At 62.3% G+C, this 20,422-nt stretch carries 18 protein-coding genes and 1 pseudogene; 11 read left to right on the top strand and 8 right to left on the bottom strand.

Annotation, left to right across the window (positions count from 1 at the left end):
• Positions 1-745 precede the first annotated feature (745 nt).
• From DW233_RS09215 to DW233_RS09210, 3 genes and pseudogenes are all read right to left on the bottom strand, one after another.
• Positions 746-1,798, bottom strand: coding sequence for an IS3 family transposase (locus tag DW233_RS09215; RefSeq protein WP_199574630.1), 1,053 nt, complete (start codon positions 1,796-1,798; stop codon positions 746-748).
• Positions 1,699-1,926, bottom strand: a pseudogene (locus DW233_RS10470) (transposase); the annotation flags it as partial. The pseudogene DW233_RS10470 and the gene DW233_RS09215, both read right to left, overlap by 100 nt.
• Positions 1,927-2,008: 82 nt before the next feature.
• Complete coding sequence (locus DW233_RS09210; RefSeq protein ID WP_233547980.1) at positions 2,009-3,115, bottom strand: hypothetical protein; 1,107 nt, start codon at positions 3,113-3,115, stop codon at positions 2,009-2,011.
• A gap of 292 nt (positions 3,116-3,407) precedes the next feature.
• Between DW233_RS09210 and DW233_RS09205 the strand changes: the two genes are divergently transcribed.
• Positions 3,408-3,830 (top strand): ATP-binding protein, encoded by a 423-nt coding sequence (locus DW233_RS09205; RefSeq protein ID WP_158567845.1) that lies wholly within the window; start codon positions 3,408-3,410, stop codon positions 3,828-3,830.
• Between the two features lie 74 nt (positions 3,831-3,904).
• On the opposite strand, the gene DW233_RS09200 is transcribed toward DW233_RS09205, so the two are convergent.
• Complete coding sequence (locus tag DW233_RS09200; protein ID WP_117786248.1) at positions 3,905-4,480, bottom strand: hypothetical protein; 576 nt, start codon at positions 4,478-4,480, stop codon at positions 3,905-3,907.
• A 136-nt stretch (positions 4,481-4,616) separates the two neighbouring features.
• On the opposite strand from DW233_RS09200, the gene trxA reads away from it, so the two are divergent.
• The 8 genes from trxA to DW233_RS09160 all read left to right on the top strand — a co-directional run bounded on the left by trxA (position 4,617) and on the right by DW233_RS09160 (position 11,877).
• Positions 4,617-4,937, top strand: coding sequence for a thioredoxin (trxA, locus tag DW233_RS09195; protein ID WP_117758617.1), 321 nt, complete (start codon positions 4,617-4,619; stop codon positions 4,935-4,937).
• Between the two features lie 231 nt (positions 4,938-5,168).
• Positions 5,169-5,417 carry a hypothetical protein gene (locus DW233_RS09190; protein WP_006235225.1) on the top strand — a complete coding sequence of 83 codons (249 nt, stop codon included), beginning with the start codon at positions 5,169-5,171 and terminating at the stop codon, positions 5,415-5,417.
• Between the two features lies 1 nt (position 5,418).
• On the top strand, positions 5,419-5,931 hold the full coding sequence (gene nikR, locus DW233_RS09185; RefSeq protein WP_199574629.1) for a nickel-responsive transcriptional regulator NikR: 513 nt from the start codon (positions 5,419-5,421) through the stop codon (positions 5,929-5,931).
• Positions 5,932-6,047: 116 nt separating this feature from the next.
• Entirely contained in the window at positions 6,048-8,516 is a 2,469-nt protein-coding gene (gene hypF, locus DW233_RS09180) for a carbamoyltransferase HypF (RefSeq protein ID WP_117786249.1), read from the top strand.
• Positions 8,517-8,647: 131 nt separating this feature from the next.
• Positions 8,648-8,908, top strand: a complete 261-nt coding sequence (locus DW233_RS09175) for a HypC/HybG/HupF family hydrogenase formation chaperone (protein ID WP_055250830.1) — start codon at positions 8,648-8,650, stop codon at positions 8,906-8,908.
• Entirely contained in the window at positions 8,908-10,020 is a 1,113-nt protein-coding gene (gene hypD, locus DW233_RS09170; protein WP_117786250.1) for a hydrogenase formation protein HypD, read from the top strand. The genes DW233_RS09175 and hypD overlap by 1 nt, the downstream gene beginning before the upstream one ends.
• A gap of 48 nt (positions 10,021-10,068) precedes the next feature.
• Positions 10,069-11,103: a hydrogenase expression/formation protein HypE gene (hypE, locus tag DW233_RS09165; RefSeq protein WP_117786251.1), complete on the top strand. Its 1,035-nt coding sequence runs from the start codon at positions 10,069-10,071 to the stop codon at positions 11,101-11,103.
• Between the two features lie 105 nt (positions 11,104-11,208).
• A complete protein-coding gene (locus DW233_RS09160; RefSeq protein WP_117786252.1) occupies positions 11,209-11,877 on the top strand; it encodes an HAD family hydrolase in 669 nt (222 codons plus the stop codon).
• A gap of 493 nt (positions 11,878-12,370) precedes the next feature.
• On the opposite strand, the gene DW233_RS09155 is transcribed toward DW233_RS09160, so the two are convergent.
• The 4 genes from DW233_RS09155 to DW233_RS09140 form a co-directional block, all read right to left on the bottom strand.
• On the bottom strand, positions 12,371-12,928 hold the full coding sequence (locus tag DW233_RS09155; protein WP_117757704.1) for a hypothetical protein: 558 nt from the start codon (positions 12,926-12,928) through the stop codon (positions 12,371-12,373).
• Positions 12,929-13,163: 235 nt separating this feature from the next.
• The gene (locus tag DW233_RS09150; RefSeq protein ID WP_117790320.1) at positions 13,164-13,700 is read right to left on the bottom strand and encodes a PTS glucose transporter subunit IIA; all 537 of its coding nucleotides are present in this window, start codon (positions 13,698-13,700) and stop codon (positions 13,164-13,166) included.
• A gap of 140 nt (positions 13,701-13,840) precedes the next feature.
• On the bottom strand, positions 13,841-15,289 hold the full coding sequence (locus DW233_RS09145; RefSeq protein WP_118267884.1) for a glycoside hydrolase family 1 protein: 1,449 nt from the start codon (positions 15,287-15,289) through the stop codon (positions 13,841-13,843).
• A gap of 167 nt (positions 15,290-15,456) precedes the next feature.
• On the bottom strand, positions 15,457-16,449 hold the full coding sequence (locus DW233_RS09140) for a helix-turn-helix domain-containing protein (protein WP_117797326.1): 993 nt from the start codon (positions 16,447-16,449) through the stop codon (positions 15,457-15,459).
• A 114-nt stretch (positions 16,450-16,563) separates the two neighbouring features.
• On the opposite strand from DW233_RS09140, the gene DW233_RS09135 reads away from it, so the two are divergent.
• Both DW233_RS09135 and DW233_RS09130 read left to right on the top strand, forming a co-directional pair.
• Positions 16,564-19,155, top strand: a complete 2,592-nt coding sequence (locus DW233_RS09135; RefSeq protein WP_118267882.1) for a glycoside hydrolase family 2 — start codon at positions 16,564-16,566, stop codon at positions 19,153-19,155.
• A 166-nt stretch (positions 19,156-19,321) separates the two neighbouring features.
• A complete protein-coding gene (locus DW233_RS09130; protein ID WP_117773707.1) occupies positions 19,322-20,176 on the top strand; it encodes a MurR/RpiR family transcriptional regulator in 855 nt (284 codons plus the stop codon).
• Positions 20,177-20,422 lie beyond the last annotated feature (246 nt).

Raw genomic sequence — 20,422 nt, 5'->3', positions numbered from 1 at the left:
GCGACGGACCTCGGGACGCTCTTACACCACGTCTGCGCGCGCCACCCCCGATCGCGACTCTGAAGAACGAAAATCGATGCACTTTTGGCCTCTGGCACCGATTTTTGAGGCCATTTGGCTGCCACCAAACTGGTAACAGTACTCATATTTGGCCCTTTTTGACCACCGGGTTTCCGGCAGGCCCCAAAAGCGGGCCCGAATCGCTCGATCCGGGCCCGCTGGGGGTAGCGAGCACAATCGAGGTGTAAGAAGCAAGAGAGGGCCATCGCCTAGAATCGTCAGCGCCTAGATATTCAACGAGAGGAAAGACAATGGTCCGCAGCGACATGCTACCCCAGCCGGACCGGGGGCTCGGCCTCGACCGGCCCCAGACCGAGGCATTTCACCGACGAGTTCAAGAGGAAGATAGTCGATCTCCACAACGCCGGAAAGCCCAGGCGCGAGGCCATGGACGAGTGCGACCTCGACAAGAGCACCGTGGAGAGGCGGGTCAAGTCGATAAACGAGACCGGCTCGCCGCGCGCCGCCGACAACCGCACGCCCGAGTAGAACCGGATCCTGGAGCCCGAGCGCGAGAACCGCAGGCTCCGGATGGAGGTCAACGTCTTAAGACGAGCGGCGCCAGCATACGCTCGGAAGTCAGGGCCATGGCGGCCAACGGGGGGCCGCTGCCCCATATCGGCGCAGCGCTGGCATCGAGGCCTTCTGACCTGTGTCAAGATTTCGGACACGCATGCTCGAGAAATCAAGCGGCCATAGGCATGGCCTCGAGCTTGGGCTCGGTTCTCTCGAAGAAGGCCGCCATGGCCTCGGCCGGCACCTTGTAGCCGATCGTCGAGCGGGGCCTTCGGCGGTTGTAGTACGCCTCGATGAACTCGACCACCGCGTGCTTGGCGGAATCCCTGGTCGGGAAGCTGCGCCTGTAGTACATCTCGTTCTTCAGCGTGGCGAGGAACGACTCGGCCACCGCGTTGTCGTGGCAGTTGCCGGTGCGGCTGCAGGACAGCCGCACGTCGTTGTCGCGCGCCCATTCGGCCAGAAGCCTGCTGGTGTACTGGGCGCCGCGGTCGGCGTGGAATATCGCGTTGCCGGCCACGTAGCCGCGCGATTTGGCCGACGCCAGCGCCGAAACCACGATGTCGGCGGTCATGCGCTCGGAGAGCGACCAGCCCACCACCATGCGGGTGTTGAGGTCGATGACCGTCGACAGGTACAGCCATCCCTCGCCGGTGCGCAGGTAGGTGATGTCGCCCACGAGCTTGTAGGTTGGAACGGGACTGGTGAAGTCGCGGCGCACCAGGTCGGGCCGGGGCCTGGCCTTCGGGTCGGGGATGGTGGTGCGCTTCCTGGCGTTGGGCGTGCAGCCGCGTATTCCCAGCTCGCGCATCAGCTTGCGCACCCTGTACAGGGTCAATCCGGAGAACTCGCCGGGCAGGAAGCATTTCACGAACCGGAAGCCGAACCTGCGGTCCGACTCCAGCCACACGCGCCGGACCGCCTCGCGCTCGGCCGACCAGTCTTCTCGCGGGCAGCCGTTGGAGAGCCACGAGTAGAAGCCCGATCGGCTCACGCCGAGCACGCGGGCCATCATTTTCACCGGGAATTCGGCCTTCTCCGCCAACATCATCCGGTAGCATGCGGCTACGCCTGGCTTTTGGCGAAGAAGGCCGCGGCTTTTTTCAAGAAGGCGTTCTCCATCTCGAGCTCGCGTATGCGCCTTTTCGCCTCGCGAAGCTCGCGGTCCTCGGCCTTGGGGTCGGGCCCGCCGGCAAGCTCGCGCCGGCGGTTCTGCACCCACTTGTTCACGGTCTTGGAATTCAGGCCCAGTTCTGCGCAGCATTCCGTTATCGGCCTGCCCGTCGAGATGATGTAGTCGACGGTCTCGCGCCTGAACTCGTCGGTGTACCTGGCGGCTGGGTTGGACATAGCATACCGTCCTCTCGGTCGTCGATGAATGCATTCTAAAGGATTGGGCCTCTAGCATGCGTGTCCGAAAAGACGATACAGGTCAGACAGCCCAATCAGACGTCGTCTCGAGCGCGTCCTCTGCACGGTCGAGCGTGCTTCTGGCCTTGGCACCCTGTTTGAACCACGAGCGCAGGTCCTCGAGCGTGCTGCCCGCTGCATACACCTTGATTTTGCGACCGCCTTTCGTGGTCACCGTGCAACGGTCGCCGCTCTCGCTGTTCTCGTGCGCCGTGACCTTCTTGAGATAATCGCGGCGGAACGCCACGACGCGGGCGTTGCTGATCTCGATGAACCAATCGTCGTCGACAAGCGAGGTGCCCGTGGCACCTCGGCTCGCCATCTCCTCGGCGAAGGAGAAACCGAGTTCGCGCTCCTGTCTGCCGATCTCGTAGATACCACGGGCGGGCATGCTGAGCATGAGCAGAGGCAGGAGTCCCCCTATGAACAGGAAGAGGCATGGGACGAGCAGGAGCAGACGAGCACCGGCGTCGGTGAAAACAGCCATGAAGGCGATCACGAGCGAGAAGACGAGCGCCATACCGTTGAAAACAATCGTCAACGGCTTGATGGCAGACCAACACAGACCCGCCTTGGTCATCGGGCCGTCAACAGCGTCCGAGACCTCGATGCCCTCTTCCTCCAGACGGGCGAGGAGGTTGAGCGAGCACACCCCCTCGAGGCTTATCGAGCAGAACTTCCGGTCGCCCTCGAACAGGTCGATCCTCATCATCTGCGTGTGAAGCGTTGCACGGGTGATGTTGCCAAACGTCGTCTCCTTGCGGATGCCGAAGGCGTTACGCGAGAGAATTCGCTCACCGTCCACGTCGATGCGCGGGATGCTCAGCAGGGCCCAGATGGCCATGCCCGCGAGCGCCATGGCGTGACCGAACCACACAAGTTCGTGGTCCCACTCGCCCAACGAGACGCCCTGCCAGACGTAGACACCCAGCATGAGCAGTTCGAACGCGACGGCGCAGCAGGCGATGATCGTGCGAATGGCAGCGGGCATGCGCACCGTGAAGCGATCGAGGCTGTCCGTCGCCTCACTGCGCTCGCGCGCGCCGCGACGGGCGACCCATGCAGTGAGCGGACCGACGATGAACACCACCATCGCCACGCGCAGGAACGATTCGAGTATGTCGCCCATATTAACCACCATCCCAATAGAAAACGTGAATTTGGGAGACTATAGCAAAGCAAAGCGGTCCGCACGGCATCGCCCGGGTGTTTTCGGCATACGGCGGAAACCAGCGGCAACGGACGTTGAGAACTCACCCAAAAGACGCGATTCGACCGAAGCGATTCTTCTTGACTTGGTCTCAATGTGATACGACATACGCCACTACCTGCGCGGTCTTGCGGCCCTGATCGAAGAGGGTCACACCGATGAGGCGCTCGAGCGTATCGACGCGCTTTGCGAGACCAACGACCGCACCGCTGTGCGCCGCTACTGCGCCAACGAAACGGTCAACATTGCGCTCTCGTCGCTTTCCGCGGACATCAACGCGCACGGCATCACCGCCGACCTGCGAGCCGCCGTGCCCGAAACCGTCCACGTGGGCGATGCCGATCTGTTCAGTGTGGTATCGAACGCCCTGGACAATGCCATCGACGCGGCGAGCACCGCCCCCGAAGGCAAGCGGTTTGTCGACCTGGACCTTCGCTACGAAGACGGTCAGCTTCTATTGCTGGTTTCCAACACGTTTGGCCGTGCGCCGCACATGGTCGACGGCATGCCCGTGGCTCAGCACACTGGGCACGGCTTTGGCACCAAGAGCATTAAGCTTGCCGTCGAGCGCATGAACGGCAACTGCCAGTTCCGCATTAACGGCGATCGGTTTGAGCTGCGCGCTGTGATGTAAGGGCGCGGGCGCGACGGATTTGCGTTCCGCGGGTACGGCTCGCCCGCTCGGGGTCGTTTGTCGACGCGGGCTCGCTACAGCGGAGCGGCCGCCGGAGTCAGCTGCTTGATGTAGGCCCACATGCGCTGCTTAGCGGCCTTGTCGGTGAGTGCCGCCTCAAAACCGTCGAGCGCGAGCACGCGGCGACCCTGCACATGAGCGACCAAGCCGGGCTTGAGCATGGCGGTGTCGAAGTCATCGATCGCCACGAGCATATCGGCGTAGGTCTCGCGCATGGCGTCAGCCGCGTTGTTGTCGAGCAGTAGCACCGCCTCGGGGTCCAAAGCCTCAAGCGCCTCACGGAACAGCTCGCACGGCAGCGTCTCGCCCACCGCGACCGCTCCGTCACCCACGCCGGCGACGCTTGCCAGCACGCAAAAATCCTCGGGCGCGTAGCCGATGGCCCCAAGCGCCTTGCGCAACGCCGCGCCATCCGGGCCAGCGGCAAGCTCGCCACCCGAACGCTCGGCCTCGTCCAAATCGCCTTTGACCAGCACGATCGGCGAGCACGCGTTGCCCGCGATACGCACGCCACGGACCGCAAGCGATGCAAGCTCCTGCTCGGCCGCCTGGGCGATGGCTTCTTTTTTCTGGCTTTGTGACGTGGACATGCGCTCTCCAATCGTTTGCGTGCCCACCATTATATAAAAGAGCCGCCTGCGAGTGGTTGCTTTGCGGGCGGCTGGGTATAAGCACGGTCGTACTGAGTTTTACGCGGCCAAGCCGCGTCACATTATGGAGGTCACCATGGCTGACATTAAGCAGATTACCCCCGAGAACTTCGATTCCGTCGTTAGCGACAGCCTGCCCGTGCTGGTCGATTTTTGGGCACCGTGGTGCGGGCCCTGTCGATCCCTCTCGCCCATCGTTGACGAGGTTGCCGATGAACTGGCGGGCAAGCTTGCCGTTGCCAAATGCAACGTCGACGACAACCAGGACCTGGCCATGAAGTATGGCGTCATGAGCATCCCCACGCTGATTGTGTTTAAGAACGGCGAGGAGATTGACCGCTCGGTTGGCGCTCTGCCCAAGGCGAGGCTGCAGGCGCTGCTGGAGAAACATCTGTAATACGCTTGTTACATGTTGCCGTCTGCCTGCCGTCCATGAGCGCTTTTACGCCGCTCGCCGGACTTCTGAATGCACCGAGTGCAACCACGGATAGTATGGTAGTCACAAACAGCCCCCAGTGAACGGGTGCGGGTCGCACAGACTCGCACCCGTTTTCTTATGCAGCTGCGCGCAAAGCGGGCGTAGTAAAATCTGAACCACTGAACTACCCCATACAAAAGGAGATTTCCCATGCATGATGTTGGAATGAACATGAGCCAGCTTGCCATGAGCGTCAAACAGGTCGACGACACCATCGAGCTCGCTCACGAATGGAGCCATCAGTTGCTGCATGCGACCGAGAATTTTGACATGGAGCGCATCGGCGCCAAGCTCGAGGCCGCCATGGCCGCGTTGCACGAGGCGCATGACGCGCTCGAGGGCTACGAGGAAGCCATCGAGGCCGACCACAACTCCGTCGGCTCCGTGAAGCTGGTGTAAGGTGGCCGAACACGAGCACGGCTGCGGGTACGAGCACGAGCATCCGCACGGGGCGGACGGTGACGCGGGCTGCCACTGTAGTGGCTCCGGCTCCGAGCTGGTCCGTTTTTCGGTTACCGCACCGGATGACCTGCTGCGCCGTTTTGACGAACAGATCGCGCGCCGCGGCGACGTGGCCAACCGCTCCGAGGCCGTGCGCGACCTGATTCGCGCCTCGATCGCCAAGGAGCAGATGCGCACGCCCGACGAGCATGTTATCGGGTCGCTCACCATGATCTACGACCACCATACCGGCGACCTGACGCGCCGTCTGGACGAAGTGCAGCACGACTACACCGACGAGATCGTATCGACCATGCACGTGCATCTGGATCACCACAACTGTCTGGAGATCCTGGCACTCAAGGGTCGCGGCGAGCGCGTCTACGAACTAGCCGACCGCCTGCTGGGCCTGCGCGGCGTTAAGCACGGCGAGCTCACCTGCGCCGCCACCAGGCAAAGTCTGGGGCTATAGCGGGATTTCCCGCAGCGCACCTGCCAAAAAGGGACAGGTTTGTTTTGGCAGGTTTAGCGTTTTACCTACCAAAATAAACCTGTCCCTTTTTGGTCGGTTTTGATGAGGAGTGTCGCATGCGGCATGTGCATATTCATGTAACGGGCATTGTGCAGGGCGTTGGCATGCGACCATTTGTGTATCGCGAGGCCATGGCGCATGGCATTTGCGGATGGGTGCTCAACGCGGGCGACGGCGTGCACATCGAGGCGCACGCTCCGGCCGATGCGCTCGATGCTTTTGCTGCCGCGCTTTCTGAGCATGCGCCTGCGGCAGCCCGCGTAGAGCATGTCGAGGTTGTGGGCTTGGGGCCTGGCGGTTGGAGCGCTGCCGATGAGCAGGGCTTTCGCATTGTGGCATCGCAGGACCAGACCGCGCACACGACGCTCGTCTCGCCCGATATCGCTACCTGTGACGATTGTCTGCGCGAGTTGTTCGATCCCGCCGACCGACGCTATCACTACCCCTTTATCAACTGCACTAACTGCGGCCCACGCTTTACCATCATCCGATCGTTGCCTTATGACCGAGCGGCCACGTCGATGGATTGTTTTCCCATGTGTCCCAAGTGTGCCGCGGAGTATGCCGACCCACTCGACCGGCGTTTTCACGCGCAACCCGATGCCTGCTTTGATTGCGGGCCGCATATTACGTGGCGCGAGGCTGTGAACGGCGATGCGTGCGGGAATTCGTCCGCGACACCGGCCGTCGGCACCACACGCGCGGCCAGCGACGCCATTATCGACCGCTGTGTTGAGCTGCTGGCCAACGGCGGTATCGTCGCCATCAAGGGACTGGGCGGATTCCATCTATCCTGTGACGCCGCCAGCGAGCAGGCGGTGGCCGAGCTGCGCCGTCGCAAACACCGCAGCAACAAACCACTTGCCGTCATGGTGCGCGACCTTGCCGACGTTGAACGCCTATGCCATGTCAGCGACGTTGAGCGCGGCTTGCTGGCCGGCAGCATTCGCCCCATTGTGCTGCTGCGCCGACGTGCTGTTTGCGAGAGCGGCGGCTCCCCCAACGCCTTCGCGCTCGCGCCGTCCGTCGCGCACGACCTGCCCGAGCTTGGTGTTATGCTCCCCTACACCCCGCTTCAGCATCTGTTGCTTGCCGCGGCAGAAACCCGCGGCATGCACGCGCTCGTCATGACCAGCGGAAACCTGAGCGAAGAACCCATCGAGACCGACGACGACTTTGCCTGGGAGCGCCTCGTTGCCGCCGGCATTGCCGACGCGCTGCTCGGCAACGATCGAGCGATTCTCTCGCGCTATGACGATTCCGTGGTGCGCGTGGTCGACGGCGTCGTTATGCCCGTTCGCCGCGCTCGCGGATATGCACCCCAGCCGCTGCCGTTGCCGGCGCTCGACGGCGCTCCGTCCTGCGTGCTCGCTTGCGGGCCACAACAAAAGGCCACGATTGCGCTCACGCGTGAAGGGACGAACGGCGAGGCAACCTGTTTTGTGTCGCAGCATATCGGCGATGTTGAAAACGGCGGGACCTTCGATGCCTGGAACGCCGCGCGCACGCGCTTGGAAAACCTCTTTGACCTGGCGCCTGCCGCCTTGGCATGCGACATGCATCCCAGCTATCTGTCGAGCCAGTGGGCGCGCGAACAGGCGCGAAAATGCAATCTGCCGCTCGTCGAGGTGCAGCACCATCATGCGCACATCGCGAGCGTGATGGCCGAGGCCATCGCCGCGGGCCAGCTCACAACCGACGCGCGCGTCCTTGGCATCGCCTTTGACGGCACCGGCGCCGGTACCGATGGGACCATTTGGGGCGGCGAGTTTCTTGTTGCCAGCCTTGGCGGCTTTGAGCGCGCCGCGCATTTGCGCACCTGGGCGCTCCCCGGCGGGGCGGCCTCCGTGCGCGACGCCCGCCGCAACGCCTTTGCCCTGCTCAGTGAGCTCGGCCTGCTCGAGCACCCAGGCGCCGCTCGGCTTTTGGACAGCCTCGACGAGCAAACGCGCAGCGTGACAGCCACCATGATCGAGCGCGGCATCAACAGCCCGCATACCAGCAGCATGGGGCGTCTCTTTGATGCCGCGGCAGCAATTCTGGGCATCTGCGACAAGGCAACCTACGAGGGCGAACCCGCCATAGAATTCGAAGCCGCCGCCTGGCGCGCGCTCAGCAGTGAAAGTGCCTGCCCTACCGGCAATATGGCCAGCTTTTCCGTAACCGAATCATCCCGTCCGGACGACTGCCATGTTCTGAACTCCAGACCGCTTTTTGAGGCGCTTTTGGAGGGAATCAGGACCGGCGTGCCCGCCGGCAGGCTCGCGCTCGGGTTCCACATCGCCATCGCGCGCTCTTCGGCACGAATCGCACACGAAATCTGCGCGCGCGAAGGCATCGATACCGTCGCGCTCTCGGGCGGCGTGTTCATGAACCGACTTTTGCTTCAGCTCCTCACCCGCAATCTTAAAGACGCAGGCCTTACGGTCTTGATTCCCCAAACCGTGCCCGTTAACGACGGCTGCATCGCCTACGGTCAGGCCGCCATCGCTCGCGCCCGCCTCGCGCAGACAGCATCGCGATAGGCTGTTTTGCCAGCCTGCGCGCCGCCGTCTCACAGGTGTAACGCGTTTGCTCGTGACTTCCGCGAGCGCTACCATCAACTGATGGGTAATTAGGCGCCTATCCAGCGCAAAACGTATAAAAGGGGAACATTATGTGCCTTGCCGTTCCCGGTAAAGTGGTCAAACGCGACGACGACCTTAAGGCGACCGTCGACATGATGGGCATCGAGCGCCCCGTTTCGCTGCGCCTCGTGCCGACGGCACAGGTAGGCGACTATATTCTCGTGCACGCCGGCTTTGGCATTCAGATTGTCGACGAGCAGGAAGCCCAAGAGACACTCGAGCTCGTCAATACCATGACCGAGCTGGCCGAAGAGGACCAGCTCGCCACCAACCCGGCCGAGGCATACTAGTGGCGGCGGCGCAGCCGGTTCGCTCCGGTATCGACTTTTCGGCATTTCGCGACCCCAGGCTGGCTCGCGAGCTCATCGATCGCATTCATGAGCTTGTCGGCGACCGCACCATCAACCTTATGGAAGTCTGCGGCACGCATACCGCGAGCATCGGGCGCTATGGTTTTCGCTCCATTATGCCTGCCGGGCTCAAACTGCTGAGCGGTCCGGGTTGCCCCGTCTGCGTTACCGCCAACCGCGATATCGACCATGCAATCGCGCTCGCCAAGATGGACGGCGCCATCATCACCACCTTTGGCGACATGATGCGCGTGCCCGGATCGTCCACCTCGCTTGCCGCGCAAAAGGCCGCGGGGCGCGATATTCGCATTGTGTACTCCCCACTCGATGCACTCGATATCGCCGAACACAACCCCGATCGCCCGGTCATCTTTATGGGCGTCGGCTTTGAGACCACGACGCCCACCATCGCCGCCGCCATTTTGGAGGCCGATGCACGCGGACTCCAAAACTTCTCGGTCTACTGTGCTCACAAGACCACGCCGCCGGCTCTGCGTGCGATCTCCAACGACCCCGAGACGACCATCGACGGCTTTATCCTGCCTGGTCACGTCGCTACCATCACAGGCCTGGCCCCCTTTGGCTTTTTGGTCGATGAGTTCGAGACCCCCGGCGTGGTCACGGGATTTGAACCGGTCGATATCCTGCAGGGCATCTGCATGCTGGTCCAGATGGTTGTCGAGGACAGGCCCGCAATCGACAACGCCTACCGTCGCGGCGTCAATGCGAACGGCAACCCCGTGGCGCGCCAGCTGGTCGAGCAGGTATTTGAGCCATGCGATACCACATGGCGCGGATTGGGGCCGATTGCCAACTCGGGCCTTTCCATCCGTCCCGAGTTCTCGCGCTTTGATGCCCGCGTTCGCTTTGACGTGCCCGTTGAGGCGACGGTCGAGCCGCGCGGATGCCGCTGCGGCGACGTGCTGCGCGGGGCCATTACGCCGAGCAGCTGCCCGCTCTTTGGCCGCACCTGCACGCCCGAGCACCCCGTCGGCCCGTGCATGGTGAGCTCCGAGGGCAGCTGCGCGGCGTACTACCGCTACCGCGACTAGCCCGGACACACCCACATACTGGCACCACCCACGATTGGAGTTTTGGATATGTCCCATAGCATCACCGATAGCACCGTCCTGTTGGGCCACGGCTCCGGCGGGCAGATGATGAAGCGCATCATCGACGAAGTCTTTTTGGATGCCTTTGGCTCGCCCGAGCTGCTTGCGGGCAACGATGCCGGCGTCGCCGCGCTGCCCGCGAGCGGGCGCATCGCCATGTCGACCGACAGCTTTGTGGTCTCGCCGCAGTTCTTCCCCGGTGGCAACATCGGCCGCCTCGCCGTGTGCGGAACCGTCAACGACGTCGCGACCTCGGGCGCCAACGTGCGCTACCTATCGTGCGGTTTTATCCTCGAAGAGGGCTACCCCATGGACAAGCTCCACCAGATTGTGCAGACGATGGCCGAGACCGCACGCGAGGCCGATGTGCGCATCATCACCGGCGACACCAAGGTGGTCGAGCGCGGCGGGGCCGACAGCGTCTACATCAATACCGCCGGGGTGGGCGAGGTGCCCGAGGGCGTGGCGCTCAGCGGCGCCAACTGCCAGCCTGGCGATGTCATCCTGGTGTCGGGTACACTCGGCGACCACGGCATCGCCATCATGAGCCAACGCGAGGGTCTGGCGTTTTCGAGCACCATCGAAAGCGATGCCGCGCCGCTCAACCACCTGATCGCCGACGTACTGGCCGCAGCGCCCGACACGCGCTGCCTCCGCGACCCCACGCGCGGTGGCCTGGCGTCCACACTCAACGAGTTTGCTCAGGCCAGCGGCGTTACCATGGAAATCGACGAGGACGATGTACCCGTGCGCCCCGACGTGCAGGCAGCCTGCGAGATGCTCGGCTACGATGTGCTGCAGGTGGCAAACGAGGGCAAGATGGTCGCCGTGGTGCCGGCCGAGCAGGCCGATGCCGCACTGGCCGCCATGCGCGCCGCCCGCTACGGCGAGAACGCCGCCATCATCGGCCGCGTGCTGCCGCTTGCCGAGGGCGCCCGTCACGCCGTGCGCGTACGCACCGGCTGGGGCTCGACCCGTATCCTCGACATGCTCGTAGGAGAGCAGCTGCCGAGGATTTGCTAACGACAAAGGCTCAGGGCTATTAAAGATATTCAGATTCCAAACATGCCCGGCACGCATGCCCAGTATCATGGGGTGCGTTTTACAACTCAAGCGGCAGGAGCACCCATGGCAGCAGCTTTTTCCCATGTGATCTTTGACCTGGACGGCACCATTCTCAACACGCTCGAGGACCTGGCGGCCGCCGGCAACCATACCTGCGAGACGCACGGCTGGCCCACGTTTGCCGTAGACGAGTACCGCTACAAGGTGGGAAACGGCATGCTCAAGCTGGTCGAGCGCTTTATGCCCGCCGAGTATGCGGGCGACGGTCGCGCCTTTGAGCAGACGCTTGCCGAGTTTAGGGCTTATTACGGCGAGCACAAGGAGGACCACACCGCCCCCTATGCCGGTACGATCGAGATGCTCGACCGCCTGCGCGCCGCGGGTGTGCAGCTTGCCGTGCTCACTAACAAGGACCACGTCTCGGCGGCTCCGCTTATCGAGAAGTATTTTGGTTCCGAGCGCTTTGCGCTGGTACAGGGCCGTGTCGATGCGTTTCCGCCCAAGCCCGAAGCGCCCGTCACGCTGCATGTAATGGAGGAGCTGGGCGCCGATCCGGCGACCACGCTCTATGTGGGCGATTCCAACGTTGATGTTCTGACCGGTCACAACGCTGGCCTCAAGAGCGCCGGTGTCACCTGGGGCTTCCGCGGCCGCGCAGAGTTGGAAGCCGCCGGCGCCGACTACGTGGTGGACACCCAGGACGAGCTCGCGGCGCTGATTCTGGGCGAGTAACGAGCGACACTGCTTAACGCAGCTGCGACAATTCTTCCGCGCGGAAAGCGCATCCCGTTTTGAAGCTCCGGAATGGGATGCGCTTTCCGTTTGAGGCGCATCAGGGAAACCGCATCCCGTTTCAGAGCAATATTCCGGGTCGCGGTTTCCGCAACCCGCCCCATCCGGAAACCGCGACCCGGAATTCGGCCAAAAAACCGGGTCGCATTTTCCCGAGCATTTGATACGGCGTTGATACAAGGAGTGTCCCCAACTGCCGGCAGAAAAGGAACGTCCCCAAGTGCCGCCTCAATGACTACCATGGCAACGCCGCAGGTAGAGGACGGGCAGCGAGCGGGCACCAGTGCGAACAAATTGGCATGAAAAGAGGACGGTATAGACCTTCTGGTCATGCCGTCCTCTTTGAATGACAAGTTGTCGCTCTGGTGCCCGCGCAGCGTCGGGCAGTTACGGCGTTTGGTAAAACGCCGCAACGAACTACCGCGTAACTCCCCTAGCTCATCATCGCATTCATCATCTCGGTGGTTGCGGAATCGTCAGCAGACCACTCGCCATCGTCATTGGCGGTGTACTTGAAGGTAACCTTGGTGTCCTTGGTCTTAGCGGCCTTGGTCACGTCGACCATGACCTGGCCGGCCATCTTGTACAGGTCGTCCTCGGAAGGCATCGTATCGAGCGCCGCGATCTTCTCCTGATACTGGGTGGCGAAATCTTCAACGATCTTGTTCATGGACTTGCAGGTAATGGTGACATCGGCAGTCGCGGTGCCCTTGTCCTCGTCGACCGTCACATCGCCGATCTTGTAGTCAAAACCCTCGAGATAGCTCTTGGCGTACTCCTTGGGATCGATGCCCAGCTGCTCGAACTCGTCGCCCGAGGCCTCTTCCAGGCCGGCGAGGAAGTCGTCGCCGCCGTTCTTGACCTCGTCAAACTGCGTCGTAAGATCCTCGGTGATGAGCTCCTCAACCGAAGGACCTCCGCAGCCGGAAAGCACAACCACGCACGCGACCAGAACAGCCATCAGGGGCGCAAGCAGCAGCTTCTTCTTCATGACATTCCTCCCAACAAGCGGCACCGCGCTTCCCGACGCGGTGCGCGTCGTAACAATAAGGCCATACTAGCCGATAACGAACACCCCCGGCAAAGCAAAGGCGCAGTCGGCTCGATTTAACGTCCGAACGGTTTACCGGTCCGCCCAACGCGCAATAAAACGTTCCGCCGCATTGCAATAAAAAAGGGCGGCCGGATAACCCGACCACCCCAAAACACCCTTATGTTGCCGCAGACTACTTGCGGACGACCTTGACGATGGCATCGCCAGCGGAGACAGCGGAGTCAGCCTCGACGGCGAGCTCGACGTCGGCGAACTCGGCGGTGTTGGACACAGCCACGACGACGCAGTCCTTGTAGCCGGCAGCGGCGATCTTGGCGCGGTCGATCTTGAGCATGGGCTGGCCAGCCTTAACGACATCGTCGGCCTTGACGAAGCCCTCGAAGCCGTCGCCGTTCATGTTGACGGTATCGACGCCAACGTGCACCAGAACCTCGATGCCGCTATCGGACTGCAGGCCCACGGCGTGACCCATGGTGACGGTCACCTTGCCGTCGCAGGGAGCGTAGACCAGATCGTCCTCGGGCCACACGGCGCAGCCCTTGCCCAGGACCTCGCCGCCAAAGACGGGATCGGGCACATCGGCCATCTTGATGACCTTGCCCTTGACGGGCGAGCACAGCACGTCGGCGCCGGCAGAAGCAGAGATGGAGGACGGAGCAGCGGCAGTCGCGGGCTCAGCCTTCTTCTTGAACATGTCAAACAGACCCATACGTTTTCTCCTCTTGATTAAGCGCAACGTTGTGCGCATGCCTATGGTGATTATAGTGCCAAATGGTTCAAATGCTAAGGTGGGGACTCGAATCGCGAGCCCATCCCAACGCTTTTCCCCGGTGGCACTCATATTGTCGATTAATCCAGGCCCTCGGCACCGTTGGACTTGATGATCTTCTGGTAGGCGTAGAAGCTGTCCTTGCGGCGGCGCTCGTAGGTACCGGTGCCGTCGTCGTACTTATCGACGTGGATGAAGCCATAGCGCTTGCGCATCTCGCCGGTGCCGGCGGACACCAGGTCGATGGGACCCCACCAGGTGTAGGCGATCAGGTCGACGCCGTCGGCAATGGCCTCGCCCATGGCCTTGATGTGGCTCTGCAAGTAGGCGATGCGGTACGGATCGTGGATGGAACCGTCCTCCTCGACCTCATCGTAGGCGCCCATGCCGTTCTCGACCACCATCAGCGGAATCTCGTAGCGGGCGTAAATCTCGTTGAGGGCGATGCGCAGGCCCAGCGGATCGATCTGCCAGCCCCAATCGGTGGACTCCAGATAGGGGTTCTTGCCGCCAAAGGTCATGTTGCCCTCGGTCATCTCGTGATCCCTGTGGGTGCCCACGGTGCCGGACATGTAGTAGCTAAAGGTGTAGAAATCGACCTTGCCGTCGGCGATATCCTGCAGGTCACCGTCCTCCATCACAAGCTCGACATCGTTCTCGGCCCAGAAGCGCTTGGCATAGAACGGATACTTGCCGCGCACCTGCACGTCGGAGCAGTACCAGTTCATGGTATTCATCTCCTGCTGCGTGGCGAACACGTCGGCCGGATCGCACGTGGCGGCATAGGAGAGGATGAAGCAGTCCATGTTGCCCATCTTAAACTGCGGATAGTGCTCGTGGGCATAGCGCACGACGCGGCCGCTGGCGACAAACTGGTGATGCAGGGCCTGCATACGGGCCTGCGGCGTGGTGTGGACCGCCGAAGCCGGGCCCTCAAAGCCCTGGATCATGCTGGTCCCAAAGAGGTTGCCCATGTCCTGGGTGCCGCAGTTGATCTCGTTGAAGGTGAGCCAGAACTTGACCTTGTCCTGATAGCGGTCGAAGACGGTCTGGCAGTACTTCTCAAAGAAGCCGATGAGCTCGCGGCTCGCCCAGCCGTTGTATTTCTCGACCAGGTGATAGGGCATCTCGTAGTGCGACAGGGTCACGAGCGGCTCGATATTGTGAGCGCGCAGGCAGTCGAAGACGCGGTCGTAAAAGGCGAGGCCGGCCTCGTTGGGCTCGGCGTCGTCGCCGTTGGGGAAGATGCGGCTCCAAGAGATGGACATGCGGAACATGTTGAAGCCCATCTCGGCGAACAGCGCGATGTCCTCCTCGTAGTGATGGTAGAAATCGATGCCGTCATGATTGGGGTAGAAGCGGTCGGGGTCGATGTCGATCGTGATCTGACGCGGCTCCTTGTAGCTGCCGCCCAAGAAATGGTCGTCGACCGAAGGACCGCGGCCGTCCACGTTCCAAGCGCCCTCAAACTGATTGGCGGCCGTGGCGCCACCCCAATAGAAACCCTCGGGGAACTTGATGTTTGCCATGAGCATCTCCTTTGCATTGCGGGTCGATAGGCCGAGTATCGCCCACGCACGCGACAGACAGGGGCAGGGGTGCCAAACCCGACACTTCTTTTCGCAGACGCGCGCTGCAACAGCGCTGCAGCTGAAACTTTTTGACACCGAAGGAGCGAAGACGATCCGCTCCGCGCTTACCGGCGGTATGCCGCGGGGGTGCAGCCATACTTGTCGTGAAACTTACGGTAGAAGAAGCTCATGTTTTCATAGCCCACCGCATGCGCAGCCGCCCCGGCCGTGGCGCCGCCGCACAGAAGCTCGGCCGCACGTACCAGGCGTCGCTCCTGCACAAGCTGCCTAAAGGTCTTGCCCACATGCCGCTTGAGGAGCGCCGTCGCATAATTAGGGCTCAAGCCAAACTCCGCCGCCATCCCCTCGAGGGAGCACGCGGCGAATTCGCGATCGATATAGCCGAGCATTCCCGTCACCAGGGCAGTGGGCCCCGCCGCGCCGTCCGCCGCGCCGCGCACCAGCTCGCGCTCGTAGCAATCCATGAGCTCGGCCAAAAACAGCTGAAACAGACGCAAGACGATCTCGGGACCGTTGGGGCTCGGGTCGTACAGCTCGCAGAGCATCTCCTGCATGTAGCGCCGAATCCGACGGCTCTCGCCGCAATGAAAACGGACATGGCCCCGATGGTCCGTCTCGCTGTTGAGCGCGTTGAACAAAAACCGCGAGACCGCGCTCTCGCGCGAGAGGCTCGACTCGAGACTCCGGCGCAAAAAAGAGCGTGAAACGGTCATGCTTAGCATGATGTCGTCCTCACCAAGCGCCGCCACGGCATGCGGGCAGAGGGCGTCGAGCAAAAGCACCTCGTTGCGGCCCAGCTCGAGCCTCTCCCCCGCCACCGTCTGCGGGCAGCGTCCGCGATACACATAGCTCAGCTCCACGTAATCATGCACGTGCTCGGGAACTGCATTAAAGCGCGAGTTTTTCCTTATCGTCAGGCCACGCGGCATGCCGGGCTGGGCATAGGCAAACCCTGGCTGCCCAATCTTGCGCACTGGGCATCCGTCGATTTCGACATGCTCGGTCATAATCGACCAATCAAATGCCATGCCGTCTTTATAAGCGATCTCACTGGTGCTCAGTTCGCTGAGCCTACGCTCGAGCTCGTCGATCTCCATGGCTTGCCAATCGTTGATTTGGTCATAGTTCGTCGTGATTCAGATATTAGCAGAACGCGCCGACGCGTCCATAATCTGTGCTATGCAGCAGATCGATCGAGCCAAGGAGGATCCATGACCGCGTACTATCAGCAGGTGCTCGAGGGCACATACGACAACCACGTGCTTCCGTTTTTGTGGATGAAGGGCGAGAGCCATAAGACCATTGCCGAGTATCTGGAAAAGATCGCCGGCGCCGACATCCACGAGGTCTGTCTCGAAAGCCGCCCACACCCCGATTTTTGCGGCGAGGGCTGGTGGCGCGACTTGCGCTTTGTCATTGACGAGTGCAAGCAGCTGGGCCTTAAGCTCTGGATCTTGGACGACGCGCACTTCCCCACGGGCTTTGCCAACGGCGTCGTCAAGGAAGCCGTGCCCGAGCTCCGCAAGATCGTGCTCACGCACCGCACGTTCGACATCGTGGGCCCCACGTCCGCCGCAAGCATCGCGCTCGCCAACATGCTCGACAAAACGGAGCGCTTCCACGGCGTGACATTTATGCAGGACGGCAGCCCCGTCGACGTCGCTTACCGAGTAATCGACGATGTAGACGGCAACCCCAGCCGCCTGGTCTTCGATGCACCTGCGGGCCTCACACAGGCATGCGTGATGTTCACGAGCGGCAAGACCTCCTACAACGAGGACTACATCAATATGGTCGACCGCGCCTCGGTGGCGCCGCTCATCGATGCTGTCTACGAGCCGCATTTTGAGCATCTGGGCGATGAGTTTGGTAAGACGATCCTGGGCTTTTTCTCCGATGAGCCCGGATTTGCCAACGAGAAGGGCACCACGGGCCCCGATGGCATCTCGGACACGCTCATCGGCAAGGCCACCGCGCCCCTACCCTGGTCGGCCGAGCTTGAGCGTCGCCTACGCGCGGCACTGGGCGAGCGCTACCTGGCCGAGCTCCCGCACCTGTGGGACCGCGAGCCGGCCGGCGCGCACGTACGCCACGTCTATATGGACATCGCGAGCACCCTCTATAAGGAGTGCTTCTGCGACCAGCTCGGAGACTGGTGCCGCGCGCACGGCGTGCAGTACATCGGCCACGTTATCGAGGACAAGGACTGTCACGCGCGCCTGGGCGTGGGCGCCGGGCACTACTTCCGCGCCGTGGGCGGTCAGGACATGGCGGGCGTCGACATCGTGATCAACCAGCTGGTACCCGGCATGGACCGCGGCCTTCACAGCTACGGACGCGGCGTGTGGGACCTCGAGTTCTATAACTACGTGCTGCCCAAGCTGGGCTCCTCGGCAGCACACCTCGACCCCAAAAAGCAGGGGCGCTGCATGGCCGAGGTCTTTGGCGCATTTGGATGGCACGAAGGCCTACGCGAGATGAAGTGGATCGCCGATCATTTTTTGGTGCGCGGCGTCAATTGGTTTGTGCCGCATGCCTTTAGCATGGCCGCCTTCCCCGACTGGGACTGCCCGCCGCATTTCTATGCGCATGGCCAAAACCCCCAGATTGCACACTTTGGGCAGCTCATGAGCTACATGAACCGTACGGCGAGCCTGCTGAGCGGCGGGCGCGCAACGACCCCGGTCGCGCTTCTCTACCATGCGGACGCCGAGTGGGCAGGCGAGGCGAACTTTATGCAGCATGCCGCCTCCGAGCTTTTGCGCGCGCAGGTCGACTTTGACATCGTGCCGGCAGAGGCATTTGAGGACGCAGGGCGCTATGCCATTGAAATTGCCGCAGACGGTAGCGGCTTTAGCGTGAACGGCCAGGCATACCGCTGCCTGGTGATGCCCGGAGCCGAGTTTGTCGGCGGAGCCGTGCTCGACTTTGCCGCGCGTGCCGCAGCCGCAGGTGTTGCCGTGTACGCGCTGGATGAGTTGCCGAACAAGCGCTACGACGGTGACACTGCAGGCCGCGAGGGCTTTGCCTCCCTGGATGCAGCCGCGGTCGCCGACATCAAGCTCCTGGCGACCACCGAGCTCGCAGACACACTTGCCAATACCGGCATGCAGACCGTGGTTTGCGCCGAGCCCCAGCCCTGGCTGCGCGCACTGCGCTACGAGCGGGCGGGCGAGAGCTATCTGATGCTCGTCAACGAGCATCCCAAGCAGGGTATCTCCACTCAGATTGCGCTTGCCGACGGCACACCCGTTGCAGGCGCGCGCCTCGACCTGCTCAACGGCACCGAGCCCGCCGCCTTTGACGGCACGCTCGAGCTGGCTCCCTACGAGAGCTGCATCGTGGTCCTTGGGGCTACAGGTTCCGTTGCTGTGGCAACCGCCGAAGACGAAGCCACATGCGTCGACGGGCCCTGGGCGGTTGCCTTCTCTGCCCCTGGCACCGATGCCTTTGGCGAGTCTGTTGAGCTTGCAGACCTGCACGACCTTTCCTCGGCCGAGTTCCCCGGCAAGGCCGGCACATTCCGCTACCGGGCCTCCTTTGTCCTGGGCGAAGCGGCCACCCGCACCGTCATCGACCTTGGCGAGGTCTTTGAGACCGCAGCCGTCACCCTCGACGGCAAATCCCTCGGCACCCGCATCTGTCCGCCTTACCGCTTTGAGGCCGCCGCACTTTTAGCCGGCGAGCACGCGCTTACGATCGATATCATCAACACCCTCGACCACGCCGTCCCCGACATGTTCGGCATGACCGAGCCCTCCGATCCCAGCGGCCTCTTGGGGCCCGTACGCGTGCTCGGGTAACGCCCCGGGCGCAAACGGCCCAACAAGGACAGCGCCCCTATGTTGAGCCCGCACAGCGTCGAGCGGTCCGTCGTTCATAGACCGGCGGACCAAAACTCCCAGCCAAGCCGAACGTTTTATTTATCGCTATGATTGGTTTATCGCGACGCAAACGCATAGGAGCCATATGGATATCAGGCGAAAGATCACGCAGGGCAAAAGCCTCACCCCCACCGAGCAACAACTTGGGCGAACGGCCCTCGCCATGGGCGAGGATGTGCGCGGGCTTTCCATTAAGGAATTTGCCGCGCGCGCCAACGTTTCGGTCGCGAGCGTTCACCGCTTTTGCAAAAAGCTCGGCCTCGAGGGCTTCAAAGACCTCAAGGTCGAGCTCATCCGCCAGGCGACCGAGGCGGGCAACCGGCGCGACGTGGACATCAACTTTCCCTTCGATGCCACCTCCACCCCTGCGCAGGTGATGGAGCGCATGGAGGGGCTCTACCAGACCACCTTGGCCGAAACGCAGGAGCTGCTCGACCCTGCACAGCTCGACCACGCCGCCAAGCTCATCATGCGCGCCGGCACCGTGGACATCTACACGGGCTCGCATAACCTGTATCCAGCGGGAATGTTCCGCGATCGCCTGCTTTCCGCCGGCAAAAGCGCGACGTGCCACGACAGCGTCGAGGCGCAGGTGCGCACGGCACTCGCCTCGGGTCCCGACCATGTGGCAATCATCATCTCCTACAGCGGCCTTGCCCCCAACCTCAAGGAGATCTTGCCGATCCTTAGCAGTCGACATGTCCCGGTCATCGTCATCGGCACGCCGTACTGTGCCCGCATTCACCCCGGCTTTGCCGCCTATCTCACGGTAAGCGACCACGAGAGCATGACGCACCGCATCACGCAGTTCGCCAGCCATATCGCCGTGCAATACGTACTCGATTCGCTCTATAGCAGCTACTTTGCCAAAGATTACGCCCGCTGCTCCGAGTTCCTAGAGCGCTCGTTCCCCTACACCCGCCTGCCCGGACTCAAGTAGCGACGAGCGTGGATTTTTGGACACTCAGATAACGAGCGTGGATAATCTCCCACTTTGAGCCCGCACACAGGCCAAACCCGGGAGATTATCCACGCTCATTTCAGACTGATCATTGGGGACGTTCTTAAACGACTAGTCAAACAGGAACGTCCCCAAGTGCCGCATTTGGAGCAAGATGACGCCGCAGGCAGAGGACGGGCAGACACTATGACCCAATCCAGGGGCACGGAAACGACAGGAGCCCCC

Source organism: Collinsella sp. AM20-15AC, from assembly GCF_003471405.1.
Lineage (GTDB): Bacteria > Actinomycetota > Coriobacteriia > Coriobacteriales > Coriobacteriaceae > Collinsella.
This window is presented reverse-complemented; position numbering and strand designations above follow the sequence as displayed.

Excerpts from the sequence above, each read along its gene's own strand:
- DW233_RS09210 (WP_233547980.1), bottom strand. The coding sequence starts at position 3,115 with ATGGGCGACATACTCGAATCGTTCCTGCGCGTGGCGATGGTGGTGTTC.
- DW233_RS09140 (WP_117797326.1), bottom strand. The coding sequence starts at position 16,449 with ATGGAGATCGACGAGCTCGAGCGTAGGCTCAGCGAACTGAGCACCAGT.
- DW233_RS09155 (WP_117757704.1), bottom strand. The coding sequence starts at position 12,928 with ATGAAGAAGAAGCTGCTGCTTGCGCCCCTGATGGCTGTTCTGGTCGCG.
- DW233_RS09160 (WP_117786252.1), top strand. The coding sequence starts at position 11,209 with ATGGCAGCAGCTTTTTCCCATGTGATCTTTGACCTGGACGGCACCATT.
- trxA (WP_117758617.1), top strand. The coding sequence starts at position 4,617 with ATGGCTGACATTAAGCAGATTACCCCCGAGAACTTCGATTCCGTCGTT.
- DW233_RS09200 (WP_117786248.1), bottom strand. The coding sequence starts at position 4,480 with ATGTCCACGTCACAAAGCCAGAAAAAAGAAGCCATCGCCCAGGCGGCC.
- DW233_RS09135 (WP_118267882.1), top strand. The coding sequence starts at position 16,564 with ATGACCGCGTACTATCAGCAGGTGCTCGAGGGCACATACGACAACCAC.
- hypF (WP_117786249.1), top strand. The coding sequence starts at position 6,048 with ATGCGGCATGTGCATATTCATGTAACGGGCATTGTGCAGGGCGTTGGC.
- DW233_RS09175 (WP_055250830.1), top strand. The coding sequence starts at position 8,648 with ATGTGCCTTGCCGTTCCCGGTAAAGTGGTCAAACGCGACGACGACCTT.
- DW233_RS09190 (WP_006235225.1), top strand. The coding sequence starts at position 5,169 with ATGCATGATGTTGGAATGAACATGAGCCAGCTTGCCATGAGCGTCAAA.
- DW233_RS09145 (WP_118267884.1), bottom strand. The coding sequence starts at position 15,289 with ATGGCAAACATCAAGTTCCCCGAGGGTTTCTATTGGGGTGGCGCCACG.
- hypE (WP_117786251.1), top strand. The coding sequence starts at position 10,069 with ATGTCCCATAGCATCACCGATAGCACCGTCCTGTTGGGCCACGGCTCC.
- DW233_RS09130 (WP_117773707.1), top strand. The coding sequence starts at position 19,322 with ATGGATATCAGGCGAAAGATCACGCAGGGCAAAAGCCTCACCCCCACC.
- DW233_RS09150 (WP_117790320.1), bottom strand. The coding sequence starts at position 13,700 with ATGGGTCTGTTTGACATGTTCAAGAAGAAGGCTGAGCCCGCGACTGCC.